The organism is Paenibacillus sp. FSL H7-0703 (assembly GCF_038003485.1).
GTDB lineage: Bacteria > Bacillota > Bacilli > Paenibacillales > Paenibacillaceae > Paenibacillus > Paenibacillus polymyxa_B.
In genome coordinates this window covers 3994837-4018165 of sequence record NZ_JBBOPF010000001.1, presented here as the reverse complement: position 1 = coordinate 4018165, position 23329 = coordinate 3994837, and the positions used below count along the sequence as shown (strand labels likewise).

48 protein-coding genes and 1 pseudogene are annotated in these 23329 nt (G+C 43.8%); 3 read left to right on the top strand and 46 right to left on the bottom strand.

The window, feature by feature from the left end:
• Positions 1 to 26: 26 nt before the first annotated feature.
• The 22 genes from MHB46_RS17835 to MHB46_RS17730 all read right to left on the bottom strand — a co-directional run bounded on the left by MHB46_RS17835 (position 27) and on the right by MHB46_RS17730 (position 8220).
• On the bottom strand, positions 27 to 305 hold the full coding sequence (locus tag MHB46_RS17835; RefSeq protein WP_341162998.1) for a hypothetical protein: 279 nt from the start codon (positions 303 to 305) through the stop codon (positions 27 to 29).
• Between the two features lie 2 nt (positions 306 to 307).
• Positions 308 to 466, bottom strand: coding sequence for a hypothetical protein (locus MHB46_RS17830; protein WP_341162997.1), 159 nt, complete (start codon positions 464 to 466; stop codon positions 308 to 310).
• Positions 467 to 520: 54 nt separating this feature from the next.
• Positions 521 to 838: a hypothetical protein gene (locus MHB46_RS17825; protein WP_341162996.1), complete on the bottom strand. Its 318-nt coding sequence runs from the start codon at positions 836 to 838 to the stop codon at positions 521 to 523.
• A complete protein-coding gene (locus MHB46_RS17820; protein ID WP_341162995.1) occupies positions 831 to 1178 on the bottom strand; it encodes an ASCH domain-containing protein in 348 nt (115 codons plus the stop codon). The genes MHB46_RS17825 and MHB46_RS17820 overlap by 8 nt, the downstream gene beginning before the upstream one ends.
• Position 1179: 1 nt before the next feature.
• Positions 1180 to 1539, bottom strand: a complete 360-nt coding sequence (locus MHB46_RS17815) for a hypothetical protein (protein WP_341162994.1) — start codon at positions 1537 to 1539, stop codon at positions 1180 to 1182.
• A 54-nt stretch (positions 1540 to 1593) separates the two neighbouring features.
• Positions 1594 to 1716 (bottom strand): hypothetical protein, encoded by a 123-nt coding sequence (locus MHB46_RS17810; protein WP_256703281.1) that lies wholly within the window; start codon positions 1714 to 1716, stop codon positions 1594 to 1596.
• Positions 1717 to 1760: 44 nt separating this feature from the next.
• A complete protein-coding gene (locus tag MHB46_RS17805; protein WP_341162993.1) occupies positions 1761 to 1961 on the bottom strand; it encodes a hypothetical protein in 201 nt (66 codons plus the stop codon).
• Between the two features lie 78 nt (positions 1962 to 2039).
• Positions 2040 to 2375: a hypothetical protein gene (locus MHB46_RS17800; protein ID WP_341162992.1), complete on the bottom strand. Its 336-nt coding sequence runs from the start codon at positions 2373 to 2375 to the stop codon at positions 2040 to 2042.
• A gap of 32 nt (positions 2376 to 2407) precedes the next feature.
• Positions 2408 to 2629 (bottom strand): hypothetical protein, encoded by a 222-nt coding sequence (locus MHB46_RS17795; RefSeq protein ID WP_341162991.1) that lies wholly within the window; start codon positions 2627 to 2629, stop codon positions 2408 to 2410.
• Positions 2630 to 2633: 4 nt separating this feature from the next.
• Positions 2634 to 2945: a hypothetical protein gene (locus MHB46_RS17790; protein ID WP_341162990.1), complete on the bottom strand. Its 312-nt coding sequence runs from the start codon at positions 2943 to 2945 to the stop codon at positions 2634 to 2636.
• A 51-nt stretch (positions 2946 to 2996) separates the two neighbouring features.
• Positions 2997 to 3704 (bottom strand): hypothetical protein, encoded by a 708-nt coding sequence (locus tag MHB46_RS17785; RefSeq protein ID WP_341162989.1) that lies wholly within the window; start codon positions 3702 to 3704, stop codon positions 2997 to 2999.
• Positions 3705 to 3727: 23 nt separating this feature from the next.
• Positions 3728 to 4135: a replication terminator protein gene (locus tag MHB46_RS17780; protein WP_341162988.1), complete on the bottom strand. Its 408-nt coding sequence runs from the start codon at positions 4133 to 4135 to the stop codon at positions 3728 to 3730.
• A gap of 88 nt (positions 4136 to 4223) precedes the next feature.
• Positions 4224 to 4502, bottom strand: coding sequence for a helix-turn-helix domain containing protein (locus MHB46_RS17775; RefSeq protein ID WP_341162987.1), 279 nt, complete (start codon positions 4500 to 4502; stop codon positions 4224 to 4226).
• Positions 4435 to 4635 (bottom strand): hypothetical protein, encoded by a 201-nt coding sequence (locus MHB46_RS17770; protein WP_341162986.1) that lies wholly within the window; start codon positions 4633 to 4635, stop codon positions 4435 to 4437. The genes MHB46_RS17775 and MHB46_RS17770 overlap by 68 nt, the downstream gene beginning before the upstream one ends.
• Entirely contained in the window at positions 4632 to 5480 is an 849-nt protein-coding gene (locus MHB46_RS17765; protein ID WP_341162985.1) for a DnaD domain-containing protein, read from the bottom strand. Before MHB46_RS17765 ends, MHB46_RS17770 begins: the two co-directional genes overlap by 4 nt.
• Positions 5473 to 5874: a hypothetical protein gene (locus MHB46_RS17760; protein WP_341162984.1), complete on the bottom strand. Its 402-nt coding sequence runs from the start codon at positions 5872 to 5874 to the stop codon at positions 5473 to 5475. Before MHB46_RS17760 ends, MHB46_RS17765 begins: the two co-directional genes overlap by 8 nt.
• On the bottom strand, positions 5871 to 6272 hold the full coding sequence (locus MHB46_RS17755; protein ID WP_341162983.1) for a hypothetical protein: 402 nt from the start codon (positions 6270 to 6272) through the stop codon (positions 5871 to 5873). Before MHB46_RS17755 ends, MHB46_RS17760 begins: the two co-directional genes overlap by 4 nt.
• A gap of 99 nt (positions 6273 to 6371) precedes the next feature.
• Complete coding sequence (locus MHB46_RS17750; RefSeq protein ID WP_341162982.1) at positions 6372 to 6713, bottom strand: hypothetical protein; 342 nt, start codon at positions 6711 to 6713, stop codon at positions 6372 to 6374.
• Between the two features lie 15 nt (positions 6714 to 6728).
• Positions 6729 to 6884, bottom strand: coding sequence for a hypothetical protein (locus MHB46_RS17745; protein ID WP_341162981.1), 156 nt, complete (start codon positions 6882 to 6884; stop codon positions 6729 to 6731).
• A gap of 15 nt (positions 6885 to 6899) precedes the next feature.
• A complete protein-coding gene (locus tag MHB46_RS17740) occupies positions 6900 to 7655 on the bottom strand; it encodes a Rha family transcriptional regulator (RefSeq protein ID WP_341162980.1) in 756 nt (251 codons plus the stop codon).
• Positions 7652 to 7987 (bottom strand): DUF771 domain-containing protein, encoded by a 336-nt coding sequence (locus tag MHB46_RS17735; RefSeq protein WP_341162979.1) that lies wholly within the window; start codon positions 7985 to 7987, stop codon positions 7652 to 7654. The genes MHB46_RS17740 and MHB46_RS17735 overlap by 4 nt, the downstream gene beginning before the upstream one ends.
• On the bottom strand, positions 7963 to 8220 hold the full coding sequence (locus MHB46_RS17730) for a hypothetical protein (RefSeq protein WP_023990550.1): 258 nt from the start codon (positions 8218 to 8220) through the stop codon (positions 7963 to 7965). The genes MHB46_RS17735 and MHB46_RS17730 overlap by 25 nt, the downstream gene beginning before the upstream one ends.
• A 204-nt stretch (positions 8221 to 8424) precedes the next feature.
• On the opposite strand from MHB46_RS17730, the pseudogene MHB46_RS17725 reads away from it, so the two are divergent.
• The 3 genes and pseudogenes from MHB46_RS17725 to MHB46_RS17715 all read left to right on the top strand — a co-directional run.
• A pseudogene (locus tag MHB46_RS17725) lies at positions 8425 to 8661 on the top strand (helix-turn-helix domain-containing protein); the annotation flags it as partial.
• A gap of 255 nt (positions 8662 to 8916) precedes the next feature.
• Positions 8917 to 9795: an ImmA/IrrE family metallo-endopeptidase gene (locus MHB46_RS17720; protein ID WP_341162978.1), complete on the top strand. Its 879-nt coding sequence runs from the start codon at positions 8917 to 8919 to the stop codon at positions 9793 to 9795.
• Between the two features lie 19 nt (positions 9796 to 9814).
• Positions 9815 to 11011, top strand: a complete 1197-nt coding sequence (locus tag MHB46_RS17715) for a site-specific integrase (RefSeq protein WP_341162977.1) — start codon at positions 9815 to 9817, stop codon at positions 11009 to 11011.
• 100 nt (positions 11012 to 11111) lie between these two features.
• On the opposite strand, the gene rpsI is transcribed toward MHB46_RS17715, so the two are convergent.
• From rpsI to rpsQ, 24 genes are all read right to left on the bottom strand, one after another.
• A complete protein-coding gene (rpsI, locus tag MHB46_RS17710; protein ID WP_013312140.1) occupies positions 11112 to 11504 on the bottom strand; it encodes a 30S ribosomal protein S9 in 393 nt (130 codons plus the stop codon).
• A 20-nt stretch (positions 11505 to 11524) separates the two neighbouring features.
• A complete protein-coding gene (gene rplM / locus MHB46_RS17705; protein ID WP_013312141.1) occupies positions 11525 to 11962 on the bottom strand; it encodes a 50S ribosomal protein L13 in 438 nt (145 codons plus the stop codon).
• A 183-nt stretch (positions 11963 to 12145) separates the two neighbouring features.
• Entirely contained in the window at positions 12146 to 12931 is a 786-nt protein-coding gene (gene truA, locus MHB46_RS17700) for a tRNA pseudouridine(38-40) synthase TruA (protein ID WP_061831400.1), read from the bottom strand.
• Between the two features lie 151 nt (positions 12932 to 13082).
• Positions 13083 to 13448 (bottom strand): 50S ribosomal protein L17, encoded by a 366-nt coding sequence (rplQ, locus tag MHB46_RS17695; RefSeq protein ID WP_013312143.1) that lies wholly within the window; start codon positions 13446 to 13448, stop codon positions 13083 to 13085.
• Positions 13449 to 13482: 34 nt separating this feature from the next.
• Positions 13483 to 14427: a DNA-directed RNA polymerase subunit alpha gene (locus MHB46_RS17690; RefSeq protein ID WP_007432558.1), complete on the bottom strand. Its 945-nt coding sequence runs from the start codon at positions 14425 to 14427 to the stop codon at positions 13483 to 13485.
• A 135-nt stretch (positions 14428 to 14562) separates the two neighbouring features.
• Positions 14563 to 14958, bottom strand: coding sequence for a 30S ribosomal protein S11 (rpsK, locus tag MHB46_RS17685; protein WP_013312144.1), 396 nt, complete (start codon positions 14956 to 14958; stop codon positions 14563 to 14565).
• Positions 14959 to 14977: 19 nt separating this feature from the next.
• The gene (rpsM, locus tag MHB46_RS17680; RefSeq protein ID WP_007432560.1) at positions 14978 to 15346 is read right to left on the bottom strand and encodes a 30S ribosomal protein S13; all 369 of its coding nucleotides are present in this window, start codon (positions 15344 to 15346) and stop codon (positions 14978 to 14980) included.
• A gap of 21 nt (positions 15347 to 15367) precedes the next feature.
• Positions 15368 to 15481, bottom strand: coding sequence for a 50S ribosomal protein L36 (gene rpmJ / locus MHB46_RS17675; protein WP_003333770.1), 114 nt, complete (start codon positions 15479 to 15481; stop codon positions 15368 to 15370).
• Positions 15482 to 15599: 118 nt separating this feature from the next.
• Positions 15600 to 15815, bottom strand: a complete 216-nt coding sequence (gene infA, locus MHB46_RS17670) for a translation initiation factor IF-1 (protein WP_006212898.1) — start codon at positions 15813 to 15815, stop codon at positions 15600 to 15602.
• Positions 15816 to 15817: 2 nt separating this feature from the next.
• Positions 15818 to 16126, bottom strand: a complete 309-nt coding sequence (locus tag MHB46_RS17665) for a KOW domain-containing RNA-binding protein (protein WP_013312145.1) — start codon at positions 16124 to 16126, stop codon at positions 15818 to 15820.
• A 9-nt stretch (positions 16127 to 16135) separates the two neighbouring features.
• Entirely contained in the window at positions 16136 to 16675 is a 540-nt protein-coding gene (locus MHB46_RS17660; RefSeq protein ID WP_328800966.1) for a M24 family metallopeptidase, read from the bottom strand.
• A gap of 5 nt (positions 16676 to 16680) precedes the next feature.
• Entirely contained in the window at positions 16681 to 17325 is a 645-nt protein-coding gene (locus tag MHB46_RS17655; RefSeq protein ID WP_061831398.1) for an adenylate kinase, read from the bottom strand.
• 90 nt (positions 17326 to 17415) lie between these two features.
• Complete coding sequence (gene secY / locus MHB46_RS17650) at positions 17416 to 18714, bottom strand: preprotein translocase subunit SecY (protein ID WP_061831397.1); 1299 nt, start codon at positions 18712 to 18714, stop codon at positions 17416 to 17418.
• Positions 18714 to 19154, bottom strand: coding sequence for a 50S ribosomal protein L15 (gene rplO, locus MHB46_RS17645; RefSeq protein WP_013312149.1), 441 nt, complete (start codon positions 19152 to 19154; stop codon positions 18714 to 18716). The genes secY and rplO overlap by 1 nt, the downstream gene beginning before the upstream one ends.
• Before the next feature lie 43 nt (positions 19155 to 19197).
• A complete protein-coding gene (gene rpmD, locus MHB46_RS17640) occupies positions 19198 to 19383 on the bottom strand; it encodes a 50S ribosomal protein L30 (protein ID WP_013312150.1) in 186 nt (61 codons plus the stop codon).
• A gap of 12 nt (positions 19384 to 19395) precedes the next feature.
• The gene (rpsE, locus tag MHB46_RS17635; protein WP_013312151.1) at positions 19396 to 19893 is read right to left on the bottom strand and encodes a 30S ribosomal protein S5; all 498 of its coding nucleotides are present in this window, start codon (positions 19891 to 19893) and stop codon (positions 19396 to 19398) included.
• Positions 19894 to 19920: 27 nt separating this feature from the next.
• A complete protein-coding gene (gene rplR, locus MHB46_RS17630) occupies positions 19921 to 20289 on the bottom strand; it encodes a 50S ribosomal protein L18 (protein ID WP_007432568.1) in 369 nt (122 codons plus the stop codon).
• A gap of 115 nt (positions 20290 to 20404) precedes the next feature.
• Entirely contained in the window at positions 20405 to 20947 is a 543-nt protein-coding gene (rplF, locus tag MHB46_RS17625) for a 50S ribosomal protein L6 (protein WP_013312152.1), read from the bottom strand.
• A 33-nt stretch (positions 20948 to 20980) separates the two neighbouring features.
• Positions 20981 to 21379 carry a 30S ribosomal protein S8 gene (rpsH, locus tag MHB46_RS17620; RefSeq protein ID WP_007432570.1) on the bottom strand — a complete coding sequence of 133 codons (399 nt, stop codon included), beginning with the start codon at positions 21377 to 21379 and terminating at the stop codon, positions 20981 to 20983.
• A 32-nt stretch (positions 21380 to 21411) separates the two neighbouring features.
• Positions 21412 to 21597: a type Z 30S ribosomal protein S14 gene (locus MHB46_RS17615; protein WP_010348808.1), complete on the bottom strand. Its 186-nt coding sequence runs from the start codon at positions 21595 to 21597 to the stop codon at positions 21412 to 21414.
• Positions 21598 to 21673: 76 nt separating this feature from the next.
• The gene (rplE, locus tag MHB46_RS17610; RefSeq protein WP_007432571.1) at positions 21674 to 22219 is read right to left on the bottom strand and encodes a 50S ribosomal protein L5; all 546 of its coding nucleotides are present in this window, start codon (positions 22217 to 22219) and stop codon (positions 21674 to 21676) included.
• Positions 22220 to 22250: 31 nt separating this feature from the next.
• On the bottom strand, positions 22251 to 22604 hold the full coding sequence (gene rplX / locus MHB46_RS17605) for a 50S ribosomal protein L24 (RefSeq protein ID WP_013312155.1): 354 nt from the start codon (positions 22602 to 22604) through the stop codon (positions 22251 to 22253).
• Between the two features lie 36 nt (positions 22605 to 22640).
• Complete coding sequence (gene rplN, locus MHB46_RS17600; protein ID WP_007432573.1) at positions 22641 to 23009, bottom strand: 50S ribosomal protein L14; 369 nt, start codon at positions 23007 to 23009, stop codon at positions 22641 to 22643.
• Between the two features lie 34 nt (positions 23010 to 23043).
• On the bottom strand, positions 23044 to 23307 hold the full coding sequence (rpsQ, locus tag MHB46_RS17595) for a 30S ribosomal protein S17 (protein WP_007432574.1): 264 nt from the start codon (positions 23305 to 23307) through the stop codon (positions 23044 to 23046).
• Positions 23308 to 23329 lie beyond the last annotated feature (22 nt).

Genomic DNA, 23329 nt, shown 5'->3' with positions numbered 1-23329 from the left:
CCAAGGTTGCGGGGGCTTTGTTGTGTTCATCCTTCATATTTTTGTAGCAGCTCCATGTATTTATCATGCCACATACGTGCTGTGGCCTTGTGATCCTCTATAATCTCGTCAGATTTCCTAATTGTGTCGGTTAAAGCAGAGGAAGATTCTTGCATTATAATTTTCATCCGGTCTATTTCATCAAGAAGCTGTTTAGCTATGCCTTGCCAATATGAATTACCGCCCAAAGTTAGCTCAAACCGTATTCTATTGAGATTCACTTTTGGAGGACCGGGTAATCTAACTTTCCGCTTGAATTTAGGCAATATCATCCCTCCATCCGCTTCATGAAATAAAGATGCAACATTCTGTTTAAGCCCCTCTCTGTTATTTCAAACTCAATCATTTGTCCCGGAAGCTGTATGACCGCTGGAACATTGTCATTTTTGTTTAGCTTCAACTCATACATAAAGGTTCCTTTTGCCATATCTATCATCCTTCCAACGCTCCGTCAGAGTGCAGGAGCGTATTGTATTGGTGGTTACTCCCCTAACTCGTTAGTAAGCCAGGCTATTTTGCGGTCCCTCTCTGCCAACTGGTCCACTAACTCGACAACCTTGGCATAATGCTGATTGCTGGTTATACATGTCTCGCGTGCTTTTCTAACCGCAATCTCACGAGACTCAACCGCCGTCCTGTTGCCTTCTTGCAATTCCTTTACCTGCTGCTGGAGTGAGTCTACCAAATCCAATAGGTATGGAATGTCTTTGTATTCAGCGCCCGTTGCACCTCCTGTTGATTCTGCTAATTTTAAATTGAATGCGAATCTTTCTTTGATTTCTCTAATCCGTTCACTCACCTTTACCGCCTCCTAATTTAACCCATATCACTGCCCCTTGTGGATGCTTATAAGGTATAGGCTCCGGGTAAATGATTGGATTTCCCATTACCCATGCATAGGGTGTTTTGTAATCTATATCTGCATATGAAACATGATGCTTATCCTTGTTTATCTCCCAGTTGTACATAGTCAGTGGAACGCAACTCATAAGCTCCACTGTGCCATATACAAGTCCGCTGCCACTCTTGATAATGCCGATGGTACCGCGCTTATGAGTCTTGCTGCCACGAATCTCCCACGTTTTGACTCCCGATAGGATCATATCTGCCCATTTAGGCTTAATAACGAGTCCATCCAAATCAGTTCCCTCCTTGGGGATGTAGCAGCTCCGGGTTATCGTGTATGTTTCCGATAGGTTTTCCATGCTCATATATACCTGTCAACATCCATGCATTTACGGCCCATTCTGCATGTTCTGTACATTTCACAACTCCACGTTCCAGCGCACCGTTTGACCACGGTCTTGTAAATTCGTAAATATCGCCTTCCCAGACACCGTAGTTTGGTAAGTCTATGAACTGACCTACTGTTTCATGGTCTACCGGATGTGATTGCGCTCTATGATCTACAATGTCCACCCTGCCGTTATGCTGCCAGATATCTCCGAATACCCATTCGCCGTTATCCAGTCGTTTACCACGGAATTTAATATCTCTCATGCTTATCGCTCCTTATATATAGGGGTACAGGGTAAGAGGCCAGAAGGCCCCTGTTTAGGCGTTGTATGGCAACTCCGTAACCTCTGCCTCGCAATCTTCATCTGTCATGGTAGCAAGCAGGCTTTCTTCGTATCCGATCTCGCGCAATAACTTCCGATCATTCGTTTCTGTAAACATGTTCATTCGCTCCTTTTAATTTGATTGGGTAGGGTAAGAGGCTGTTATGCCTCAATTCGTTCCAAGACATCTGCTAGCTTTTGAAGATCACAATCCTCAGCATATTTTCGAATATCTTCAACTTCAAAATTGGATTCCCGGACAATATCGTAAGCATCGGCGCCCCAATCAGCTTGTAATGCGGCAGCGTAAACTATCCCTTGGATGAATCCTATCTCTCGCTGAGTTATCCGCTTCTTTGCCATGTTATCTCTCCTTTATAGGTAGTAGGGGGTGTATCCCCCTTATGGAGGGCTAAGCCTCCTTCTTATCCCCTATGGGGCTTAATCGTTAATGCCAGGTACCTTAATACCTGCTATTTCAAGAGCCTTTGCCATACCTTTTCGATATATTACGTTCTCCGTGTCATATTCAGCTAAATAACCTTTTGGTTCTTTGAAATGTGCAAGCATCCGTTCTTCCATCGTTAATTCCACTTCATAACCGTTATAAAGAGCGCGTATAAGCAAATCCAATTCCATGCCGTTTGCACCTTCAAAGTCTTGCGACCATTTTTCAGGATACTCAACATGCATTCTTACAATGGACGACTCAGAATGTACTTTCCTAAGCAGATCAACAGCCTGCGCCTGAGCCTTCGTAATCTTCGCTTTATTCATGTGTGTTTGTCCTCTCTGCCCTTGGGGGCGGTCTATTCTATCCAGCGTTCGCGCTTGGTCTTTTCCATCCAATCATTTTTAAGAACCTCTGTATTAAACACATGGTGTCTACGGCCCAGTACATAAGATACAAAACTGCCTGTGCTGCGTTCGTAATAACAGCCGTTAAGAAGTTGCCCGTCCTGTCCCTTGCGTAAATCCGGTGTTTCTGGCATAACCTCCGCTTGGTCAAAGTTAAATTCCATCTGCGGCATGTCGTCACACTCCCAGCACTTGGGATTCTTTCGGTAACAACGCCGCCCGATTAATCTGCTCCGTTGTCCTGAAATAAAACGGAGCGTATCTGAACTCGGAACGGTGCTTTGGACTATACATAAAGGCTGCTGGAGATTCGTCGGGCGCCACTGGACAAAGAAGGGCTGCGCAACGTGTACGGGATAATAGGATTCCTCCCCCTGGTGGATTGCCATTGTGCCACCTACCGCGCTGCGTCTCCTTATCCGGTACCAGCACAGGAACATTGATTTGTTTTACCTCGTCTCTCGAAAGCCAACCATTTGCATTCGGCATATATTCTCACTCCCTTGGTAGAGGGGCAGCCTTAGCCGCCCCAAGGATGTATTAAGCAATAATGGTTACAAAACCGGATTCAATTTCATTTTTCAGTTCTTTTTCTAGAAACTCCTTAATACTTGCCATGGCCTGTAGCTTCCATGCTCCACCGTCCGCCTCAAACAGGGCTGCTTTCGGACCATTTTGCAAACGGAACACAAAGCTACATTCTGGTTGTGGGATATCAATAAACGTTCTGTACGGTTTCAATTTAACGGGATTAGGAACCGTTACCTTTTCAAGACTGGCGACCCCGCTTTTGGCTGTTACCTGTTGCGTTACCCCATCATCTGCGTAAGTATTTCCTGTTTCTTCCTTGACGTTTCCTACTAGCTTCAATACAGCGTCCCGGTCATCGTTTTTTACAAAGCAGGCTTGCAATTGGATGTTGAAGTTCTCTACATCCATGAAGCGTTCAAAATTAATATCTGGAAGCACAGCGGATGCATTTACCAACACGTTGCGGCGTTTGTCTCGGTTGAAGGTGCTGATAACTCGCACGTCAGTTTCACTAAGTACATGGACCAACACGGGGTCTACCTTGTCGTAGTTTTCTTTCAGATACGTGACCATTGCGGAAAGAGTGTTAACTTTCAGCGTGGTAGTAGTTGGTTCTTCAATCGTGTTCAATGCACCAGTAGAAAACACTTGTCCGCCAACCTCTTTAATTTCCTTGCTTGCCAAACCTACGATATATTGCATTGCTTCTTTAATCATTTATAATTCCTCCCAATTTTTAGTTATCTGAAATTGACTACATTTCCATCCCCGGACTTTATTTCCCCGGTATCCTTGTCAACGGGTTCCCCAGTTCCAGTACGAACAGTGCCTTCGTTGTCAAAAAACGTCTGGTCCTCGTCACCGAACATCAATTCCTTCGAGACTACATTTCCAGCGCTGTCAGCGCCCATAACAAATGTGGTATCTAATGGGTTATCTGGCGCGATGGTCGATTTAGTAGCAATTGTAGAATTAATGGTCTTCCGCTTTTTATCCGGTTTGAGAGTTATCGTAATTGTGATGCTACGCGCCGCCGTTGCAGACGTATTAGGATCGTCAATATTTCTAATGACACGATCCCACTCTTTGTTGAATTGCTCTTGCACGCCACCCTGTACCAACCCGCTCAATTTCACATGATCATCCATTACATAAACCTCCAAATAATTAATTTATAAGTACATATGTTTGGTTTAACGGCTGTGGAGGGCTGCGACCTCTGTCCATAACAGAGTCCTATTCCACGATCAAAACGTCAGGGCGTATTTTGATGTAGCCCCATCGTATCTGGTCCAAAGCGATAATGATTACTTCCTGCCAACTATCCCGCTTAAAGTGCTTCCGAATCTGTTCTACGCTTTTGCCTTCTCTCCACATATCACGAAACTTTTTCAAATCGTCTGCGGACCAAATAAAGTTCAATTCCTCGCACGCAACATAAATTTTCCTAGTCTGTTTCCCCTGTTGCTCCAGACGCTTGTCCCAATCTTCTGGCGTGTATATCCTTTTGCCCAAGCCCGGCACCTCCGATCCTCCTTAATAACTCCACTTCGGCATATGCCCGAATGTCATAATCCAATCGTTCGTCATGAATCATTTCACGCAGCCGGGTAACAGACTGCTTTGACATATATGCTGTTGGTGTCACCGCTGCTCCCCCTTGCCTGATTCCATAAGTTCAGCCAGCCGTAGCAATTCCTCGTATTCTTCTTGCGAAACCTCCGGGGCTGGCTCTTGGTCCTGAACAATATCTATACTCGGCTTTTGTCCGCCACGACCATTGCCTTTGTTCGGTGACTTCTCCTTGGTCCAAGGTTCGTCTATACCCTCAGCCTTCCAATTTTTTAAAATGCCGTTGACATATGACATACTGCGTTTTCCGGCAACTACGGCTTTTTTCATAGCCTCACATAGCCAGCGGTTACCGTAGTCCTTTTCTAAGATTGCTATTTCATCGGCTATAAGAGGGCTGATTGTTCCGAAGCCTTCATTTTCAAATAGTCTAAAAGGGTTATTCTCAATTTCAGGAAGACTACTACCAGAAATCTGTTCTGTTCCGTTCTCTTCCCTTCCCTTCTGTTCAGTTCTGTTCTCTTCTCTTCTGTTCTCTTCTAGAGGAATATTAGGGAAATTCCCGGAAGTTCCGGGAAAGTCCAAAGGAGGGTCGGGAAATTTTGAGCGTGTCCGTTTATGCAATCCTTGTTGATGTGCTTCAAAATTGACCACTTGAACCACCTTTTGACCATCAGCTTCATACCATTCAATAAGGCCAGCAGACTGCAAACGGTGCAAAGATTCTTTCACATCAGAAACCAGCTTGTCCAACATAGGAACCACCAGCGCTTTAACTTTAGCTGGCGATCCTGCTAAACGTCCAAAATCATCTGTATGTGGAATCATCCATGTGAACAGCAACATATCAAATATGTCCGGCAGTTCATTAACTTTTTCTGAAATGGATATAACCTTAGATATCATCCTTTTTTCAGCCATCCCTAACGCTTCCCTTCGATTCTGAATTATTCCTAGAAGTTCCGGGAAGTTCCGGGAAGTTCCTGACATAATGGTCCAACACTGCGTTAATAGCTGCCGCCATAAAACGCCTTGATCGTATACCATCTTGCGTACCGTCCAACCAACGATGGCAGGGAATGCAGACATGTATAAGGTCAGTGACCTTTGTTTTTTCATCAATATGACCTCGCCCGGTCAAATGCGCCCTTTCCTCTGCCCAAGCTTTACCACAAAGCTCACATAATCCAGCAGAACGTTCTTTTAACTGCTGATCTACTGCATTGCTTATATCGCCTTTCTGGCGTTGCGTATGCCTGATACGTTTACTGCTGGTTTGCTGCTTTTTACTGTACGGTTGAAAAGGTAAAGTCACGAACCACCACCCCCTATGTGCATATCTACACGGAGCCTCAAGCGCAGTTCATACAGGTATTCAGCCAACGATTTAAATTCGTTCTTCCATAAATGCATCCGCTCGAAGTCTTCCGCTTCGGTATCCCGTATATCCAACACAGCCAGTTCTGCCGCAACCTTCTTGTTCCTCTCGGATGTATCTCGCATGGTTTCGGCATAAACTCGCTTTCGCAAATTATAGGTCTGCATATGCCTTCCGCTCATATAGGCGGATACTCGACCCATTAATGTATGAGCCTGCGTCAGCAATTCAACCTTTCGCACCAATGCACCCGGAGAATCGTCAGTGAACGACTCTGCCGCATCTCGAAGACGCTGTATGTCATGGATGTACTGTTTGATTTCCTTTATGTCCATGCATGAGACTCCTGTTTCTATTAATTTAAAAGTGTGCTATAATTCCGGTAATTGTTTGTTTAAGCAATCGTGTTGGTAGCACGATTATGGGTCTGTCCATTATGGACAGGCTTTTTTTATTTCCCTCTCAAGCCGAAACAATCGAAAACTTAGTTCATTTTGTTCATTCAAAAACTTACGAGGGCTGCGATTGTTCGCGAGAGCGTCAATTTTTTTGTAGCTTACTTCATGTAACTGTTCTCGAATTAGTTTGCATTCGTTTTGTTTATGCAGTACGTCAAGCTCCTGTTCAGTTAAATCAAGCAAATCCATGTCTAATGTAACTGCCCCACTAAGCAGACTGTTTGCGTTGTATGCGGCCTCGAAATATGTGCTTCCCGGTATTTCCAGATAGCTCCGCAAGCCGGAAGCGTCCAAAACTGGTATTAAGCGTGTTTCCAATGTGTACACCCTCTCTCAGACGATACCTAGTACGGCACGTAAGTCCAAAATCTCTTTAAGCATCCATCCAAAAGATGCTTGCGATACTTCGGGATGCACCCAACTCGGATTATTTGCCAGTGTATCGTACATATTTTCAAGTTCGTTTAACCGTTGTTGTACGCAGTCCATTCACATTCACTCCTTTTAGGAAAGTGTCCCAATAGACAATTCCTTAATAATTGTGGTGTAAATCTCTTTTAACTTCGGATCGGCCTCTATTACGTCCAATCTGTTTGTCTCTGCTATCTTGGTTTTTGTGGCCCCAGTCTCTTGAAGCCTATCCCTCAGATTACGCAAACGGCGGTTAAGGTCGCATTTAGCCCGACTTTCCAACATTTCATAACTCCTGCTTCGTAAATCTCGGAACAATCCACCTGACCGCCTAGCTGCTCCATTAAGCATCCCGTTTAGCTTGTCTCTCCAATCGTCGTCACGCTGCAAGATTGTTTCCTGTATTACAGCAACACGTTTGTCTGTCGCGTCCTGACGCTTAATGATGGCCTGTTGCTGTTGCTCCTGTTGAATTAATAGCTGGAGAATAGGACTTAGTTGGGATGTGTCTACGGCTGCTGCCTGTAGCTGCTGTCGCATACGCTTAAACTCTGCCAGAAACTTAACTTTCATCTTCATGGCTTCTGGAGTCGTATATGACATTGCCACAATAGCAAAAGCATCTTCTGTCATATCGAATTTCGGGTACCATTGTCTGTTTTGATGATGTTGATACTGGGTTTCCCCAAAGTTGGAGACACCCCATTCAGCTTCCCCAGCCTCTTGAAGCTTGTTAAGCTGCTGGCGAATATCTCTCATTACATGGTCATGGTCTTTACCGAACACCTTAGCAACGGTCAAACTATCTGTCACGGCTTGTCCTTCGTGTATAAATACCAACTGAGTCATGCTATTCCCCCTTTATTGCTGACACCTCTATGAGAAGGACAATTCAAATAATGAAAGTGCTTATCTAAGAAAGCACTCATTTCTGGCCCTCGAATCATCCAACGTCCACCATCACAGCCATTGGTGATAACTGACATTTCACTTTTATAATTAGGATTAAGTAAGATGTTTTCCAACAGCCAGTCACGTTTGCGACAGGTTTCTAATTCTAATCGCTTCATATCCCACCAAGATCCATTCCCAAACCCCTCAAGCGTTTTTTTTATCTCTTTTTCTGCTAGATCCCGAATAAAATCAGGATCAATGACTATTTTGAAATTTGGGGATACCATTCTACCTCCTCCTTTACTACTTTAGATTTGAAATCAATTTCTGTTGAAAACAGATATTCAATTTCGCATTCTGGGAAAAACTTATTTTTAATCATTTGAGCCTCATCATAGTAAAATCTGAATCTGCCATGTACTTTATCGCTCACTGTTCCTCGTCTCATTTTTAGATCGCGAGAGATATCTGAAATTGTTACTCCTTTTTTTTTCATTTCAGAGCGAAGATTTCTGTACAGCATCGCCTGCCCCCCTTCCTCATGAACGATATTTCGTTCGTCTTGTTTTGAACTATAAACGATATTTCGTTCATGGTCAAGTGGGCAAAATGAATTTCATACTAAATTTCGTACAAAATTCATTTACAACATTATTGTCTTAATGTAATATATAGTCATGTACGAAATATCGTACAATAAAGAAACGTGGGGGTTAGGGTTAACGTGGAAAGAGCCAAAGTGATATCACGATTGATCGAAGAAAAAGGATACAGTAGACGAGCTTTCGCAGAGTCAGTAGGGATTCCATCAACCACGCTTCAGTCAATGTTAACTCGTGGTGTAGGTGGAGCTGCAATTGATAATGTTTTAAAGGTTACGAAGGGACTCGGAATTACAATAGATGAACTTGAGAGACTTGCGTCAGGTAAGGAAGAAATTTCAGCCTTGGAAGCAGCTGAAATAGCTGAATTTGAGGCATTTATTAAGAATCCTGAACACGGGATATTTTTCAAGGATTATTTAGAAGCGCCAGAGGAACGAAAACGGGAGTTAATGCAATTTTGGAAATTCATTCAGGAAACAGAAAAAAACCGTAAGCCCAAAGATCGCCAAGGAGAATAATTATTTCATACCATTAATCGCGGTTTCAGCCAGCGGGCTGTCTCCTCCTACCCATACATACGAACATATATTCTTGTTTACAGGAGAATTGCCATGATATCTCATTATGAAGCTACATACTTGGAACACTCTATAGAAAATATGTATTTAAAGAATGGTATTACTGAACCTCAACATATAACCATCGAAAAAATTACTGCTGCTTTGAATATATGGATTTATCCATCTTCACAAAAAAGCAAGGCGTATGAATCAGCAGCGGGATTACGCAGCGTACTTTTGGATAATCGCTTGCCCTTGAAGGAACAACGTATTGAGTTTCTTCACGAAGTCAGCCATTTGCTTAGGCACTCAGGCAATCAAATGATTATGCCTAAAGCATTTGTAGAACTCCAAGAAGCCGATGCCGATCAATTCGTCCTTTATGCTTCAATGCCTTTTTTTATGCTGTCTAGATTCAAGCTCCCGGCCTTATACAACGATGCCCTTTTATATCTATCTGATATATTCGAGGTCCCTATTTATCTGGCTAGAAAAAGATTGAATCAAATCATGCGAAGGAATTATGAAGGGCAAATACGGACAAATATTGAACAGCAAACCAATACTGCGAAAGGGGTGATGTCTAAAAAAATACCACAGATTTGTGAACCAACAATTTATGCCTATTACGATCCATCTTTTACTTATGAGGGTCCGTCCCAATTGGTATTCCATCTAGATGAAATTACGTTAACTCAAAAAAGAGAACTTCCAATACCTTTGGATGGTCCTTTTAAGCAGATCGAAATTGATGAATTATTGCACTTTGAAGGGGTGGAAATTCTTCAGCATGACATTGTTTATTTTGAACCTGGAAATATAAAGCTCATGCTAGGCCGAATAGTCCGCAGATACGGCACAGGCGCTAAAACTTTACTATTGCAAATGAAGGACCTAGAAGAAGTTATAAATCGGGGCAGAATTTATTGAATCACGGAGGGAAAGTGTTATGGCTAGCTTTCAGAAGTACACAACAAAGAAAGACGGAAATATGTGGCTGTATAAGTATTACACTGGTGAAATCGATCCAGTAACAGGGAAGAAAAAATCATCTACCAAACGCGGTTTTAAAACCAAAGCAGAAGCAAAATTGGACGCAGCCCAAACTGAAAAGGAGGTAAAAGACGGGAAGTTTATCATACAAGATAAGTCAATTACTTTTGAAGAGGTTTATGAGAAGTGGTATGAAACCAATTATAAAAGATTTAAGCTTCCAACAAGAAAAACGGTTCGTTCATGTTTCAACAGTCAAATTCTTCCGCACTTCGGTAATATAAAAATAAAAGATATAACCCGTTCGTATTGCCAAGATGTGATTAACAAAATAGCTGAAGATATTAAATCAGTAGAAAACATGAAGATGTATGCCAATCAAGTTTTCGAGTTTGCAGTCCTTATGGAAATAAGTAAGAGCAATCCAATGGAAGGCGTTATCATTCCAAAAAAAGAAAGTGATTATTTAGCGGAGGAACAGAATACGAGAAATTACTGGGAAAAGCACGAAATCAAAAAATTCCTTGGAATAACCAAGCAAGCATATAGCTATCGTGATCAATTGATGTTTCACCTATTAATTTATACTGGCGCGAGAAAAGGGGAAGTTCTGGCCTTACGTTGGAACGATATAGATTTTAGAGAAAAAACAATTAATCTTGATAAGACATTGTTTTTTGATAAAAAAGCTTTCACGCCTTTGACCTCCAAAACGCCTGCTTCCAGACGTGTTCTTAGTTTAGACGATACAACCCTTACCTTACTAAAAAAGCACCGTACAGAGCAAAGCAGAGGCATTGTGCAACCAATAGGTTCTAACGATGACAGAATGGTTTTTACACGTGAGGATGGAACACCAATTCGCTTGGCCTATCCAAACGACAAACTGAATGAAATCATTCGTTCTAACAACTTACACAAAATAACCGTACATGGGTTAAGACATACCCATGCATCCCTTTTATTTGAAGCTGGGGCCAGCATTAAAGAAGTTCAGGAACGTCTTGGACATTCAGATATTAAAATGACTATGAACATTTACACGCATGTAACAAAAGCAGTAAAAGAAAAAACTGCTGATCGGTTTGAAAAATTCATGGAGTTTGAACCTCCTATCGCTGGTTCAGATGTGGTCACGAATGATCAAGAATAATAAAAATGGTCAAAATATGGTCACGGCACTTTCTAGTTCAAAATTAAAGCCCCTGACCAGTGAAGGCCAAGGGCTGAAATTCCTTGATACACAAGGGATATTAACGTTTCGAGAACTGTGGTGCACGACGAGCGGCTTTGAGACCGTATTTTTTACGTTCTTTCATACGTGGGTCACGAGTCAAGAAGCCTGCTTTTTTCAAAGCTGGACGGAATTCCGGATCTGCTTTCAACAGAGCACGGGAAATACCGTGGCGAATTGCGCCGGCTTGACCAGAGATACCACCACCATGAGCGATAACGAGTACGTCATAGCTGCCAACTGTTTCTGTCAGGTTCAGTGGTTGTTTTACGATCAGTTTGAGAGTTTCCAAACCAAAATATTCATTAATATCACGCTTATTGATGACAATGCGTCCTTCACCCGGTACGAGACGAACACGAGCTACCGAATGTTTACGACGACCTGTCCCATAGTATTGTACTTGTGCCATGAAACTGTCCTCCCTTTTAATTATCCGCGAAGTTCGTAAACTTCAGGTTTTTGTGCTGCATGTGGATGCTCAGTGCCTCTGTAAGCTTTAAGTCTCAGCTTCATTTTCTCGCCTTGACGAGTTTTAGGAAGCATACCGTGAACAGCCAATTCCAACATGCGCTCAGGCTTGTTCTTAACCATTTCTTGTGCAACCGTTACTTTCAGACCACCCGGATGCAGGGAGTGACGGTAGTATTTCTTGTTCTCCATTTTTTTACCGGTCAATACGATTTTTTCCGCATTGATTACAACAACAAAATCACCTGTGTCCACATGTGGTGTAAATTGTGGCTTGTGTTTGCCGCGAATCAACGCAGCCGCTTCGCTTGCCAGACGGCCGAGCGTTTTGCCTTCGGCATCAATGATGTGCCAGTTGCGCTCAACTTCATTTGGCTTCGCCATATACGTAGTACGCATGAAAAGTATCCTCCTTAAGTTCGTTAACAGAAATCATCATTTATCTTCGTTCGTTAAGTTGCTGCATTATTGATGGATTAGATGTTAATTTAAAGTGATCATCTTAATTGGGGCTGTGGGAAAGCCATTAAGAAAACACAACTTTTATATTACAGGATAACCATCAATTCCGCAAGGGTAAAATCAATGTTTTTTGATGTTTTCGTCGTACTCTACATTCCAGAGCGTTAAAGCGTGTCCAACGGCCGTAGGTCCAGCCTTTGAACGATTTTTCGCCTCCAAAATGGAAGGAATATCATCCGACGATTTTTTGCCTTCTCCCACTTCCAGCAAAGTACCCATAATAATCCGAACCATGTGCTGTAAAAATCCGCTACCTGTAATATAAGTATGGATAATTCCCTGATCATCCGAGCCCGGACGTGAAAAGGAATGGTCTACTGTCATATAGGCTTCGTAAATAGTGCGAACATGATTCGTCTTTTGGGAACGTCGAGATGCGAACGAAGTATAGTCAAAGGTGCCCACTAAATGAGCCAACCCTTCCTCCATCGCTCTTACATCCAGTCTCGTTGGATGATGGGCCTGTGTACGACGGTGAAAGATGTCCGGAAATCGGTTCGCATTAATGCTGTACCGATATGTCTTCCGCTTCGCCATGCGGCGTGCATGAAAGGACAGTGGCACCTCTCTCGCATCCGTAACGATGATATCACGAGGCAACCAGGCATTAAGTGCCAGACACCAGCGCTGTAACGGAATCGGCGATTCAGTGTGAAAATTGAATACCTGCCCGTATGCATGTACACCTGCATCTGTACGGCCTGAGCCTGTAATTTTAAGACGCTCGCCCGTCAATGAGTAAATAGCATGTTCAAGGCAGTCCTGAATGGTGTTACCGTCAGGCTGCGTCTGAAAGCCATCATAGTGGGTTCCGTCATAGTTCACCTTCATGCACAAGTTCCGCATGTTTCTCACACCTTTATAGGGGTAGTCTCTGGCCTTACAAGGAATAACCGAACATAACAAAGGAGAAGCCCCTCAAGGACTCCTCCAAGAGAAAAAAAGGGTTGTTCAGAATCAAGCCGATTCTGTCCACCCTTCCCTCATCTTCGCCTGTCTACGCGCGGTCAACCAATTCCAGATATACCATTGGAGCGGCGTCGCCACGACGAGGTCCCAATTTCAAGATACGAGTGTATCCACCTGGACGCTCAGTGTAACGTGTAGCCAATTCGCTAAACAGCTTTTGGATTGCATCCTGCTCACCATCCAAAGTTTCACGGCGAACGAACGCAGCCACTTGACGACGTGCGTGCAGATCTCCTTTTTTCGCTTTGGTGATCAGTTTTTCAGCAATAGAACGAACTTCTTTCGCTTTAGCCTCAGTAGTTTGGATACGCTCATACAAGAACAGATCGGTTACCAAATCACGAAACAAAGCTTTACGGGCACTGGAGTTACGGCCCAATTTTTGGTATGCCATGTAATTTCCCCTCCTTCACAAAAACGTTGCTGTACTATTCTTCCGTACGAAGTCCTAAACCAAGTTCCTCAAGCTTCTCTTGTACTTCTTCCAAAGATTTGCGACCCAAGTTACGGACCTTCATCATATCTTCTTCAGATTTAGTCGTGAGTTCTTGTACCGTATTGATACCAGCGCGCTTAAGGCAGTTATAGGAACGGACGGAGAGATCCAGCTCTTCGATCGTCATTTCAAGAACTTTTTCTTTTTTGTCTTCTTCTTTTTCAACCATAATTTCAGCATCTTTTGCCTCGTCCGTGAGACCCACGAACAACATCACATGCTCAGTCAAAATTTTGGCTCCAAGGCTCACTGCTTCCTCGGGACGAATACTTCCGTCAGTCCAAACCTCAAGTGTCAGCTTGTCGTAATTCGTAACCTGGCCGACACGCGTATTTTCTACGCCGTAGTTCACGCGTGCAATCGGAGTGTAGATGGAGTCGACGGGAATGACGCCGATCGGCTGGTCATCACGTTTGTTCCGATCCTGCTTAACGTAACCGCGACCGCGATTGGCAAAAATACGCATGTGAAGTCTCGAACCCGGTCCGAGCGTAGCAATGTGAAGATCCGGATTAAGAATTTCCACATCACTATCCGCACGGATATCTCCTGCCGTTACAACTCCTTCGCCTTCCGCATCGATTTCGAGTACTTTCTCTTCATCCGAGTGGATTTTAAGCGATAAAGCTTTCAAGTTCAGAATGATCTCCGTTACGTCTTCCTTCACACCGGGAACCGTTGCAAACTCGTGCAGAACCCCATCGATCTGAACCGATGTGACTGCTGCCCCCGGTAACGAGGATAACAGAATACGGCGAAGCGAGTTACCCAGCGTCGTACCGTATCCGCGTTCCAGCGGTTCTACTACGAATTTTCCATAGGTGCCATCATCATTGACGTCAACCGTCTCAATTTTCGGCTTTTCGATTTCTATCACTGCAATATCCCTCCTTCAAAACGTCGCTCCTATATGAAACATTCACCTTATCCATAGTCTATCATGCAGTATACCTAAACATCCATTCTTGGCAGTTTGTGCCGGATCTATACTACACGCAGAGGAGAAATCTCATTAGACGCGACGACGTTTTGGAGGACGGCATCCGTTATGAGGTACCGGAGTTACGTCTTTAATCAGGTTAACTTCCAAACCAGCAGCTTGCAAAGAGCGAATTGCTGCTTCGCGACCTGCACCAGGTCCTTTAACCATGACTTCGACAGTTTTCATGCCGTGTTCCATAGCAGCTTTAGCAGCAGTTTCTGCGGCCATTTGTGCTGCGAATGGAGTAGATTTACGGGAACCACGGAATCCCATGCCGCCTGAGCTGGCCCAAGAGATTGCGTTACCGTGTGGATCTGTGATCGTAACGATCGTGTTGTTGAACGTGGAACGGATGTGTGCCACGCCAGTCTCGATATTTTTACGGTCACGGCGTTTTGTACGTACAACTTTTTTCGGTTTAGCCATTGAATGTTATCCTCCCTTCTTATTTCTTTTTGTTCGCTACAGTCCGACGAGGACCTTTACGGGTACGAGCATTAGTTTTAGTACGTTGTCCGCGAACAGGCAATCCACGACGGTGACGAACACCACGGTAGCAGCCAATCTCAGTCAGACGTTTAATATTCAAGGAAATTTCACGACGCAGATCGCCTTCTACTTTAACTTCTTTGTCGATCGTTTCACGTAATTTGCTCACTTCATCTTCAGTCAAATCACGAACACGCGTGTTTGCACTGATGCCTGTTTCCTTCAAGATTTTCTGAGAAGTCGTTTTACCGATTCCGAAAATGTAAGTCAAGGCGATCTCAACGCGTTTGTCACGTGGCAAATCCACACCAGCTATACGAGCCATTTTACGCTACACCCCCTTCTATTAACCTTGTTTTTGTTTGTGTTTCGGATTTTCGCAAATAACCATTACATTCCCTTTGCGGCGAATGACTTTGCATTTTTCGCAAATAGGTTTTACAGAAGGTCTTACCTTCATGTTGATTACCTCCTCCAAGCTTTACCCTGGTAAAACTCGCTTCGTGAACATTCACATCGTTTTGCCGAGCAAAACAAGTTTTTTTAAATGACATACGTTTAATAAAAACCTGCATGAATTACTTGCGGTACGTTATACGGCCTTTGGTTAAATCGTAAGGCGATAACTGTACAACCACCTTGTCGCCTGTCAAAATACGGATAAAGTGCATCCGCAGCTTTCCGGAAACATGAGCAAGAATTTGATGACCGTTCTCCAGCTCTACCTTGAACGTAGCGTTCGGTAGTGGCTCGATTACCGTACCTTCAACCTCAATGACATCTTCTTTGGCCAAAGTCAGTCTCCTTTCTCTTCAGCTTGGTATTCGGACGAGTCCAGGAAAGTTTTCACTGCATGTCGCAGCTTTCCGTTCGTCACCCGACCGCTTTCGTTTAAACTGTTTACAATCTCGCTACTAATCTTTGGCTGAGGCACCAAATGAAGAACATTTTTCTTCTTCGCTTGATCAAACTTTCGTTTATCCCCATCCGCAATATATACAAACCTGCTATCTGCTACTGAAACGACAACCGCAATCTGTCCGGCACCTCTGCCCTTCAGAATCTTCACCAGCTGACCGATTTGCAGGTTTCCTTGCTGAATCATTCCAATCACCTACGCACTCAGTTTCGTGAAAATATCCATGCCGCCCGTTTCGTACGTCACCGCTTGCTCGTTATGAGCACATGAGGTTACGTTCATCGTAACGACCGTCCAGTTGTCTTCCAGCGTCCCTACATGGTGAGAACCTATCTGAATCATAGATTCAATAGCCAGCCCAATGCCGGTTTTCAGCCTCGGCCCCTGCTCAGGAATACCACGGTTTGGATTCTCAATATATTGCCGAATGGCATGCGACATTGTAAACTGGCGAGTTTTCGCGATGATATCGCCTTTGTTTAACTTGCGTTTGCCGGGAAATCCGTGCACCAGTTGTTCGTTGACTGAAGCGCAAATGCTAGCAGGAAAACCGTTATAACCTTTAAAAGACGGCACAGCTCCCTGACTGCGAATATACCGATCAGCTAAATGATCAAGTTCACCGGTCGTAATACCGGGCTCGATGTGTCCTGCCAAGAGATGATCCGTCTCCGTATCTATTCTCTTAGCTTTCCTCATTAAGCTTGATTCCGTCCCCGACTTGCAAATGATCATTACAGCTAACCCCGCAACAAGGACACGATATTTTGGGAAACCACATCAATATCCTGTTCTCCGTCAATATGACGCAGAAGATTCTGGTTCTCATAAAACGTGAGGAGTGGTGCTGTTTTATTACTATATTCTTCAAGTCGTGTTCTTACGCTATCTTCATTATCGTCAGGACGCTGATAGAGTTCCCCACCGTCTTTATCGCAAATGCCTTCAACCTTAGGAGGATTAAAGACAATATGATAGCTAGTTCCGCAGCTTTTACAAACCCGCCGTCCTGTGATTCGTGCCAACAAGTTGTCACTATCCACTTTCAAGTTGATGACGTCATCTAGCTTCGTATTCAAACGACCCAAAATTTGATCCAAGGCTTCAGCTTGAGCCAAAGTTCTTGGAAAACCGTCCAGCAAGAACCCTTTCTTGCAATCTGGCTGTTGTAGCCGTTCTTCAACGATACCGATTGTTACGTCATCCGGAACAAGTTCACCCTTGTCGATATATTCTTTAGCTTTAATGCCAATAGGTGTTCCCTGTTTCATCGCTAGGCGAAAAGCATCACCTGTCGAGATATGAGGAATGCCGAATTCCTTCACAATGACATCTGCTTGTGTACCTTTACCAGCCCCCGGAGGGCCCATGATCAAAATATTCACAATCTGTCACTCCTCAAGACGACCCCTACACAAGAAACAGCACAAAAGGTGCCGGTAAGCATGCGAACATCCTAAGCCGGTACCTATTGCCTATTTGTTGATGAAGCCTTTGTAATGGCGTTTGATCAGTTGGCTTTCGATTTGCTTCATTGTATCCAATGCTACACCAATGATGATGAGCAATGAAGTACCGCCAATTTGCACGGAACGAGGCAAGCCCGAAAGCGAACCGAAGAATACCGGCAAAACGGATATGACTGCCAGAAACAAAGCTCCTGTCATTGTCAAACGTGACATTACTCGTGTCAAGTATTTCTCCGTGGCCTTACCCGGGCGAATTCCCGGAATATAACCGCCGTTCTTCTTCATATTGTCGGCCATTTGCTGCGGATTCATCTGTACAAAGGTATAGAAGAATGTGAAACCGATAATCATTACGACATACAAAACCATGCCCAGCGGCTTGTCATAGTACAAGTAAGTGGTAATCCACTTAGCCCAAGCATGATCTGCCCAGAAACTCGCAATAATTGTCGGGAATTGCAGCAATGATACCGCAAAGATTACCGGAATAACGCCTGCCGCATTAATTTTCATCGGAATATGCGTATTCTGGCCACCGTACATTTTGTTGCCAACTACACGTTTCGCGTATTGTACTGGGATTTTCCGAATACCTTGCTGGATGTAGATAACACCAACAATAATCAGAACAATCACCAGGGCAATTATAATTGCCTTCAGAATATTCATAAACAGCTGATCTGCTTGAATAAACTGAGATTCTACAACCGTCCGAATATGTCTTGGAATACCCGCCGCAATCCCTGCGAAGATAACAATAGAGATACCGTTGCCGATTCCCTTTTCAGTAATTTGCTCACCGAGCCACATAAGGAACGTAGTTCCTGCTGTAAGCACAATGGCAATAACCAGATAATCTGCAAAAGTGGCTCCTGGAATCATCGCTGCACCGTACAGTCGATTAAAGCCAATTGACGTTCCGAATGCTTGAATCAGGCCAAGTATTACCGTACCATAACGCGTAATTTGAGCCAACTTCTTTTTACCATGCTCTCCTTGTTTAGCCCATTCCGCAAGTTTCGGAATCACGTCCATTGACAGCAACTGTACAATGATGGACGCTGTAATATATGGCATAATCCCGAGGGCGAAGATCGAAAACTGATACAATGCGCCCCCTGAGAAGGTGTTAAGGAGTCCAAACAACTCGCTTCCTGCCTGATCCTGAGAAGTAAAGACTTGCTTGTTCACGCCGGGAACCGGCACGAAGGAGCCAATACGATATACAAAGAGTATAAACAGGGTAAACAGGATTCGGGTTCTAAGATCCTCAACCCGCCATATATTTTTCAGGGTCTTGAACATTAGATCACCTCGGTTTTACCGCCGGCAGCTTCAATTTTCTCTACCGCAGATTGAGAGAACTTGTTCGCTTTAACTGTCAATTTCACAGTGATTTCACCGTTACCCAGAATTTTAATTCCGGATTTGGCGTTTTTCACAATGCCATTGTTCAGCAAAAACTCAGGGCTTACTTCTGTACCCGCTGCAAAACTGTTCAAATCTTCGATATTCAAAACCGCATACTCTTTACGAGTAGGATTTACGAAACCGCGTTTAGGCAAGCGACGATACAGTGGGTTTTGACCACCCTCGAAGCCCGGACGTACACCACCGCCGGAACGAGCGTTTTGACCTTTATGACCACGACCAGAAGTTTTACCCGTACCGCTACTAGGACCACGACCCAAACGTTTACGTTCTTTGCGAGAGCCTGGAGCTGGGGAAAGCTCATGTAACTTCATCGTTCGTTGCACCTCCTTGATTATTGTTAAAATACTTTATTTCTTAAGCCTCAATTTCTTTAACAGAAACCAAATGGCTAACTTGATTAATCATCCCGCGAATAGCTGCATTGTCGGGTTGAACTACTTTATGGTTGATTTTACGCAAGCCGAGCGTTTTAACAGTCGTTCTCTGATTACCAGGACGGCCGATCAACGAACGAACGAGGGTAATTTCTAATTTCGCCATGATATTCCCTCCTTAGCCCAGCAGCTCTTCGATGGATTTGCCGCGCAATTTTGCAACTTCTTCAGCGCGTTTCAAGCGGGACAAACCTTCCAAAGTCGCATTGACCATATTCATGGAATTCGAAGAACCCAAAGATTTTGTCAAGATATCACCTACACCAGCAAGTTCCAGTACAGCACGAACCGGACCACCAGCGATAACTCCAGTACCTTCCGATGCCGGTTTCAACAGAACCCGGCCAGCACCGAACTTACCTGTAACAAGGTGAGGAATTGTTGTTCCTACGAGTGGAACGTGAACCAGGTTTTTCTTAGCATCTTCAATACCTTTGCGAATTGCATCAGGTACTTCGCCAGCTTTACCGATTCCAGCGCCTACCCAGCCGTTGCCGTCGCCCACTACTACCAGAGCACTGAAGCTGAAACGGCGTCCGCCTTTGACAACTTTAGCTACACGATTAATATTTACTACTCTTTCAGTCAGTTCCAAAGTATTCGGATCTACACGCAAGTCGTTAACCTCCTTTTGAGAAATGTCTTAGAATTCAAGGCCTGCTTCGCGAGCTGCATCAGCCAAAGCTTGAATCCGTCCATGATACAAGTATCCACCACGGTCAAATACGATGTTAGCATGACCTTTTTCTTTCGCACGTTTAGCAACGAGTTCGCCAACTTTACGAGCTGCTTCTACACTACCGCCGTTTTTGATTTCGCTGCTCAGTTCTTTATCCATAGTGGATGCAGATACCAATGTTACACCAGCTACATCATCAATCAGTTGTGCGTAGATATGCTTGGAAGAACGGAACACGTTCAAACGAGGACGTACAGCCGTACCTTCGATTTTCTTACGTACACGCAGATGTCTTCTGACACGTGCTTTATTTTTATCTTGTTTTGTAATCATCTCAAGTTTTCACTCCCTTCAGTTTGCCTTTTAAAACTTTATACTAAGACGCACTGGGTAAAAAAGAAGTACGAAGTCTTTCCAGCAGAAAGACCGCACAAAGTCGGTAAGAAACTTATTTCTTCTTACCGGCTTTACCTTCTTTACGAATGATGCGCTCGCCTTCGTATTTAATCCCTTTACCTTTGTACGGTTCAGGTTCACGAACGGAACGAATTTTAGCAGCGTAGGCACCTACACGCTCTTTATCAATTCCGCGAACGATGATTTTAGTGTTCGAAGGAACTTCGAATTCGATGCCCGCTTCCGGTGTGATTTCAACCGGGTGAGAGTATCCAACGTTCAGAACGATTTTATCTCCGGATTTGCTTGCACGATATCCGACCCCAACCAGCTCCAGAGATTTTGAAAACCCTTCAGTTACACCACTTACCATGTTGTTGACAACGCTGCGGGTTGTTCCATGCAAAGAGCGGTGAAGTTTGTTGTCCGAAGGACGAACTACATTAATTTCATTGTTTTCCACAGTAACGGACATGTCTTTATGAAGCTCACGAGTCAATGTTCCTTTAGGACCTTTAACTGTGATTGCTGTGTTGTTCAAAGTCACGTCAACACCACTTGGTACTGTGATTGGTTTACGACCAATACGGGACATATCTGTTGCACCTCCTATCTTTTAAACGTTATCTTACCAAACGTAGCAAACAACTTCTCCGCCGGCTTTGGACTGACGCGCTTCTTTGTCAGTCATGATACCTTTGGATGTTGAAATGATTGCGATCCCGAGTCCACCCAGTACGCGTGGAATCTCATTGCTCTTCGTGTAAACGCGAAGACCTGGTTTACTGATTCTTTTCAAACCTGTAATAACACGCTCGTTGTTTGCACCGTATTTCAAGAAAATACGGATGATCCCTTGTTTGCTATCTTCAACAAATTCCGCATCACGAATGAATCCTTCACGTTTCAGGATGTCGGCGATTTGTTTTTTCATTGTAGATGCAGGCATTTCTACTGTTTCGTGACGAACTGTGTTCGCGTTACGAATACGAGTAAGCATATCTGCAATTGGATCAGACATAGTCATTGTGTATAAACCTCCTTCCCAAACAGGACTTTTTACCAGCTTGCTTTTTTCACGCCAGGAATCTGGCCTTTATAAGCTAATTCACGGAAGCAAATTCTGCAGATCTTAAACTTTTGCAGTACCGAATGTGGACGACCACAACGCTCGCAACGAGTGTAAGCACGAACTTTAAACTTTGGTGCGCGTTGTTGTTTGACTTTCATTGAAGTTTTTGCCACTTAGCCTGACACCTCCTAAATAGTTTCGGAGAACAGGGTGTCTTTAAAATTAGACGCCCGAAACGTTATGCCAACATTATTTTGCGAAAGGCATGCCCAGCTGAGTCAGAAGCTCACGGGACTCTTCGTCAGTTTTGGCAGTCGTTACGATAACGATGTCCATACCACGAACTTTATCAACTTGATCATACTCGATTTCCGGGAAGATCAACTGTTCTTTCAGACCAAGCGTGTAGTTACCACGTCCGTCAAAAGCTTTTGTCGATACACCATGGAAGTCACGTACGCGAGGAAGAGTAATGTTGAACAATTTGTCCAAGAAATAATACATACGCTCGCCACGAAGTGTTACCTTTACACCGATCGGCATGTTTTCACGCAATTTAAAACCTGCAATAGATTTTTTTGCGCGAGTGATTACTGGTTTTTGACCAGCGATCAGCTGCATGTCGTTGAGAGCTGAATCAAGTACTTTGGAGTTTTGGACTGCGTCGCCAACACCCATGTTGATTACAACTTTCTCGATTTTAGGCACTTGCATCACTGTTGTATAGTTGAACTTCTGCATCAAAGCAGGAGTGATTTCTTTCAAGAAACGTTCTTTCATTCTTGTTGTAGCCATGAATCATATACCTCCTTTCTTCAAAAAATAATTAGTCGATCACTTCGCCAGAACGTTTTGCAATGCGCACTTTTTTTCCGTTGTCCAAAACTTTATAACCAACACGGGTTACTTTTCCGCTCTTCGGATCAATGTGCATAACGTTGGAAACGTGAATCGGAGCTTCTTTCTCGATGATGCCGCCTTGTGGATTCAGCTGATTAGGCTTTTGGTGTTTTTTAATCATGTTAACACCTTCCACAAGCACACGGTTTTGACGAGGGTAAGCAGCGATAACGCGACCTTTTTTACCTTTATCTTTACCTGTAATCACCAGAACAGTGTCGTCTTTTTTGACGTGCAGCTTGTTGTTATGGGATTCCAGAACTTTTTTCACTTTTGGCATTTCGTACACCTCCTACGGGCACATTTTAAGGTGAGTTTAGATCACTTCCGGAGCCAAGGAAACGATTTTCATGAAGTCCTTGTCACGAAGTTCGCGAGCAACTGGTCCGAAAATACGAGTACCACGTGGGCTCTTGTCTTCTTTAACGACCACTGCTGCGTTTTCGTCAAATCCGATGTAGGAACCGTCTTTACGGCGGATAGAACGTTTAGTACGAACAACAACCGCTCTTACTACATCACCCTTTTTGACAACGCCGCCTGGTGTTGCTTGTTTTACGGAACAAACGATCAGGTCACCAATTTGAGCTGTACGACGTCCCGTACCACCGAGCACACGGATACACATCAGTTCCTTCGCGCCGGAATTGTCAGCTACAGTCAAACGTGTAAATGGTTGAATCATTTATTTATCCTCCTTTCGGAAAAACTACACTACATTAGATTATAACAGCTTTTTCAACGATTTCGACCAGTCTCCAGTTTTTGTCTTTGGACAAAGGGCGAGTTTCCATGATTTTAACAGTATCACCAATTTGTGCGGTGTTGTTTTCATCATGAGCTTTGAATTTCTTAGTTACTTTAATGCGTTTATGGTAGAGATCATGTTTTTTGTAAGTTTCTACAGCAATCACAATCGTTTTATCCATTTTGTCGCTGACTACTTTACCGACTAATACTTTACGGGCATTACGTTCGCTCATTGTTGGCCTCCTTCCTAATTAC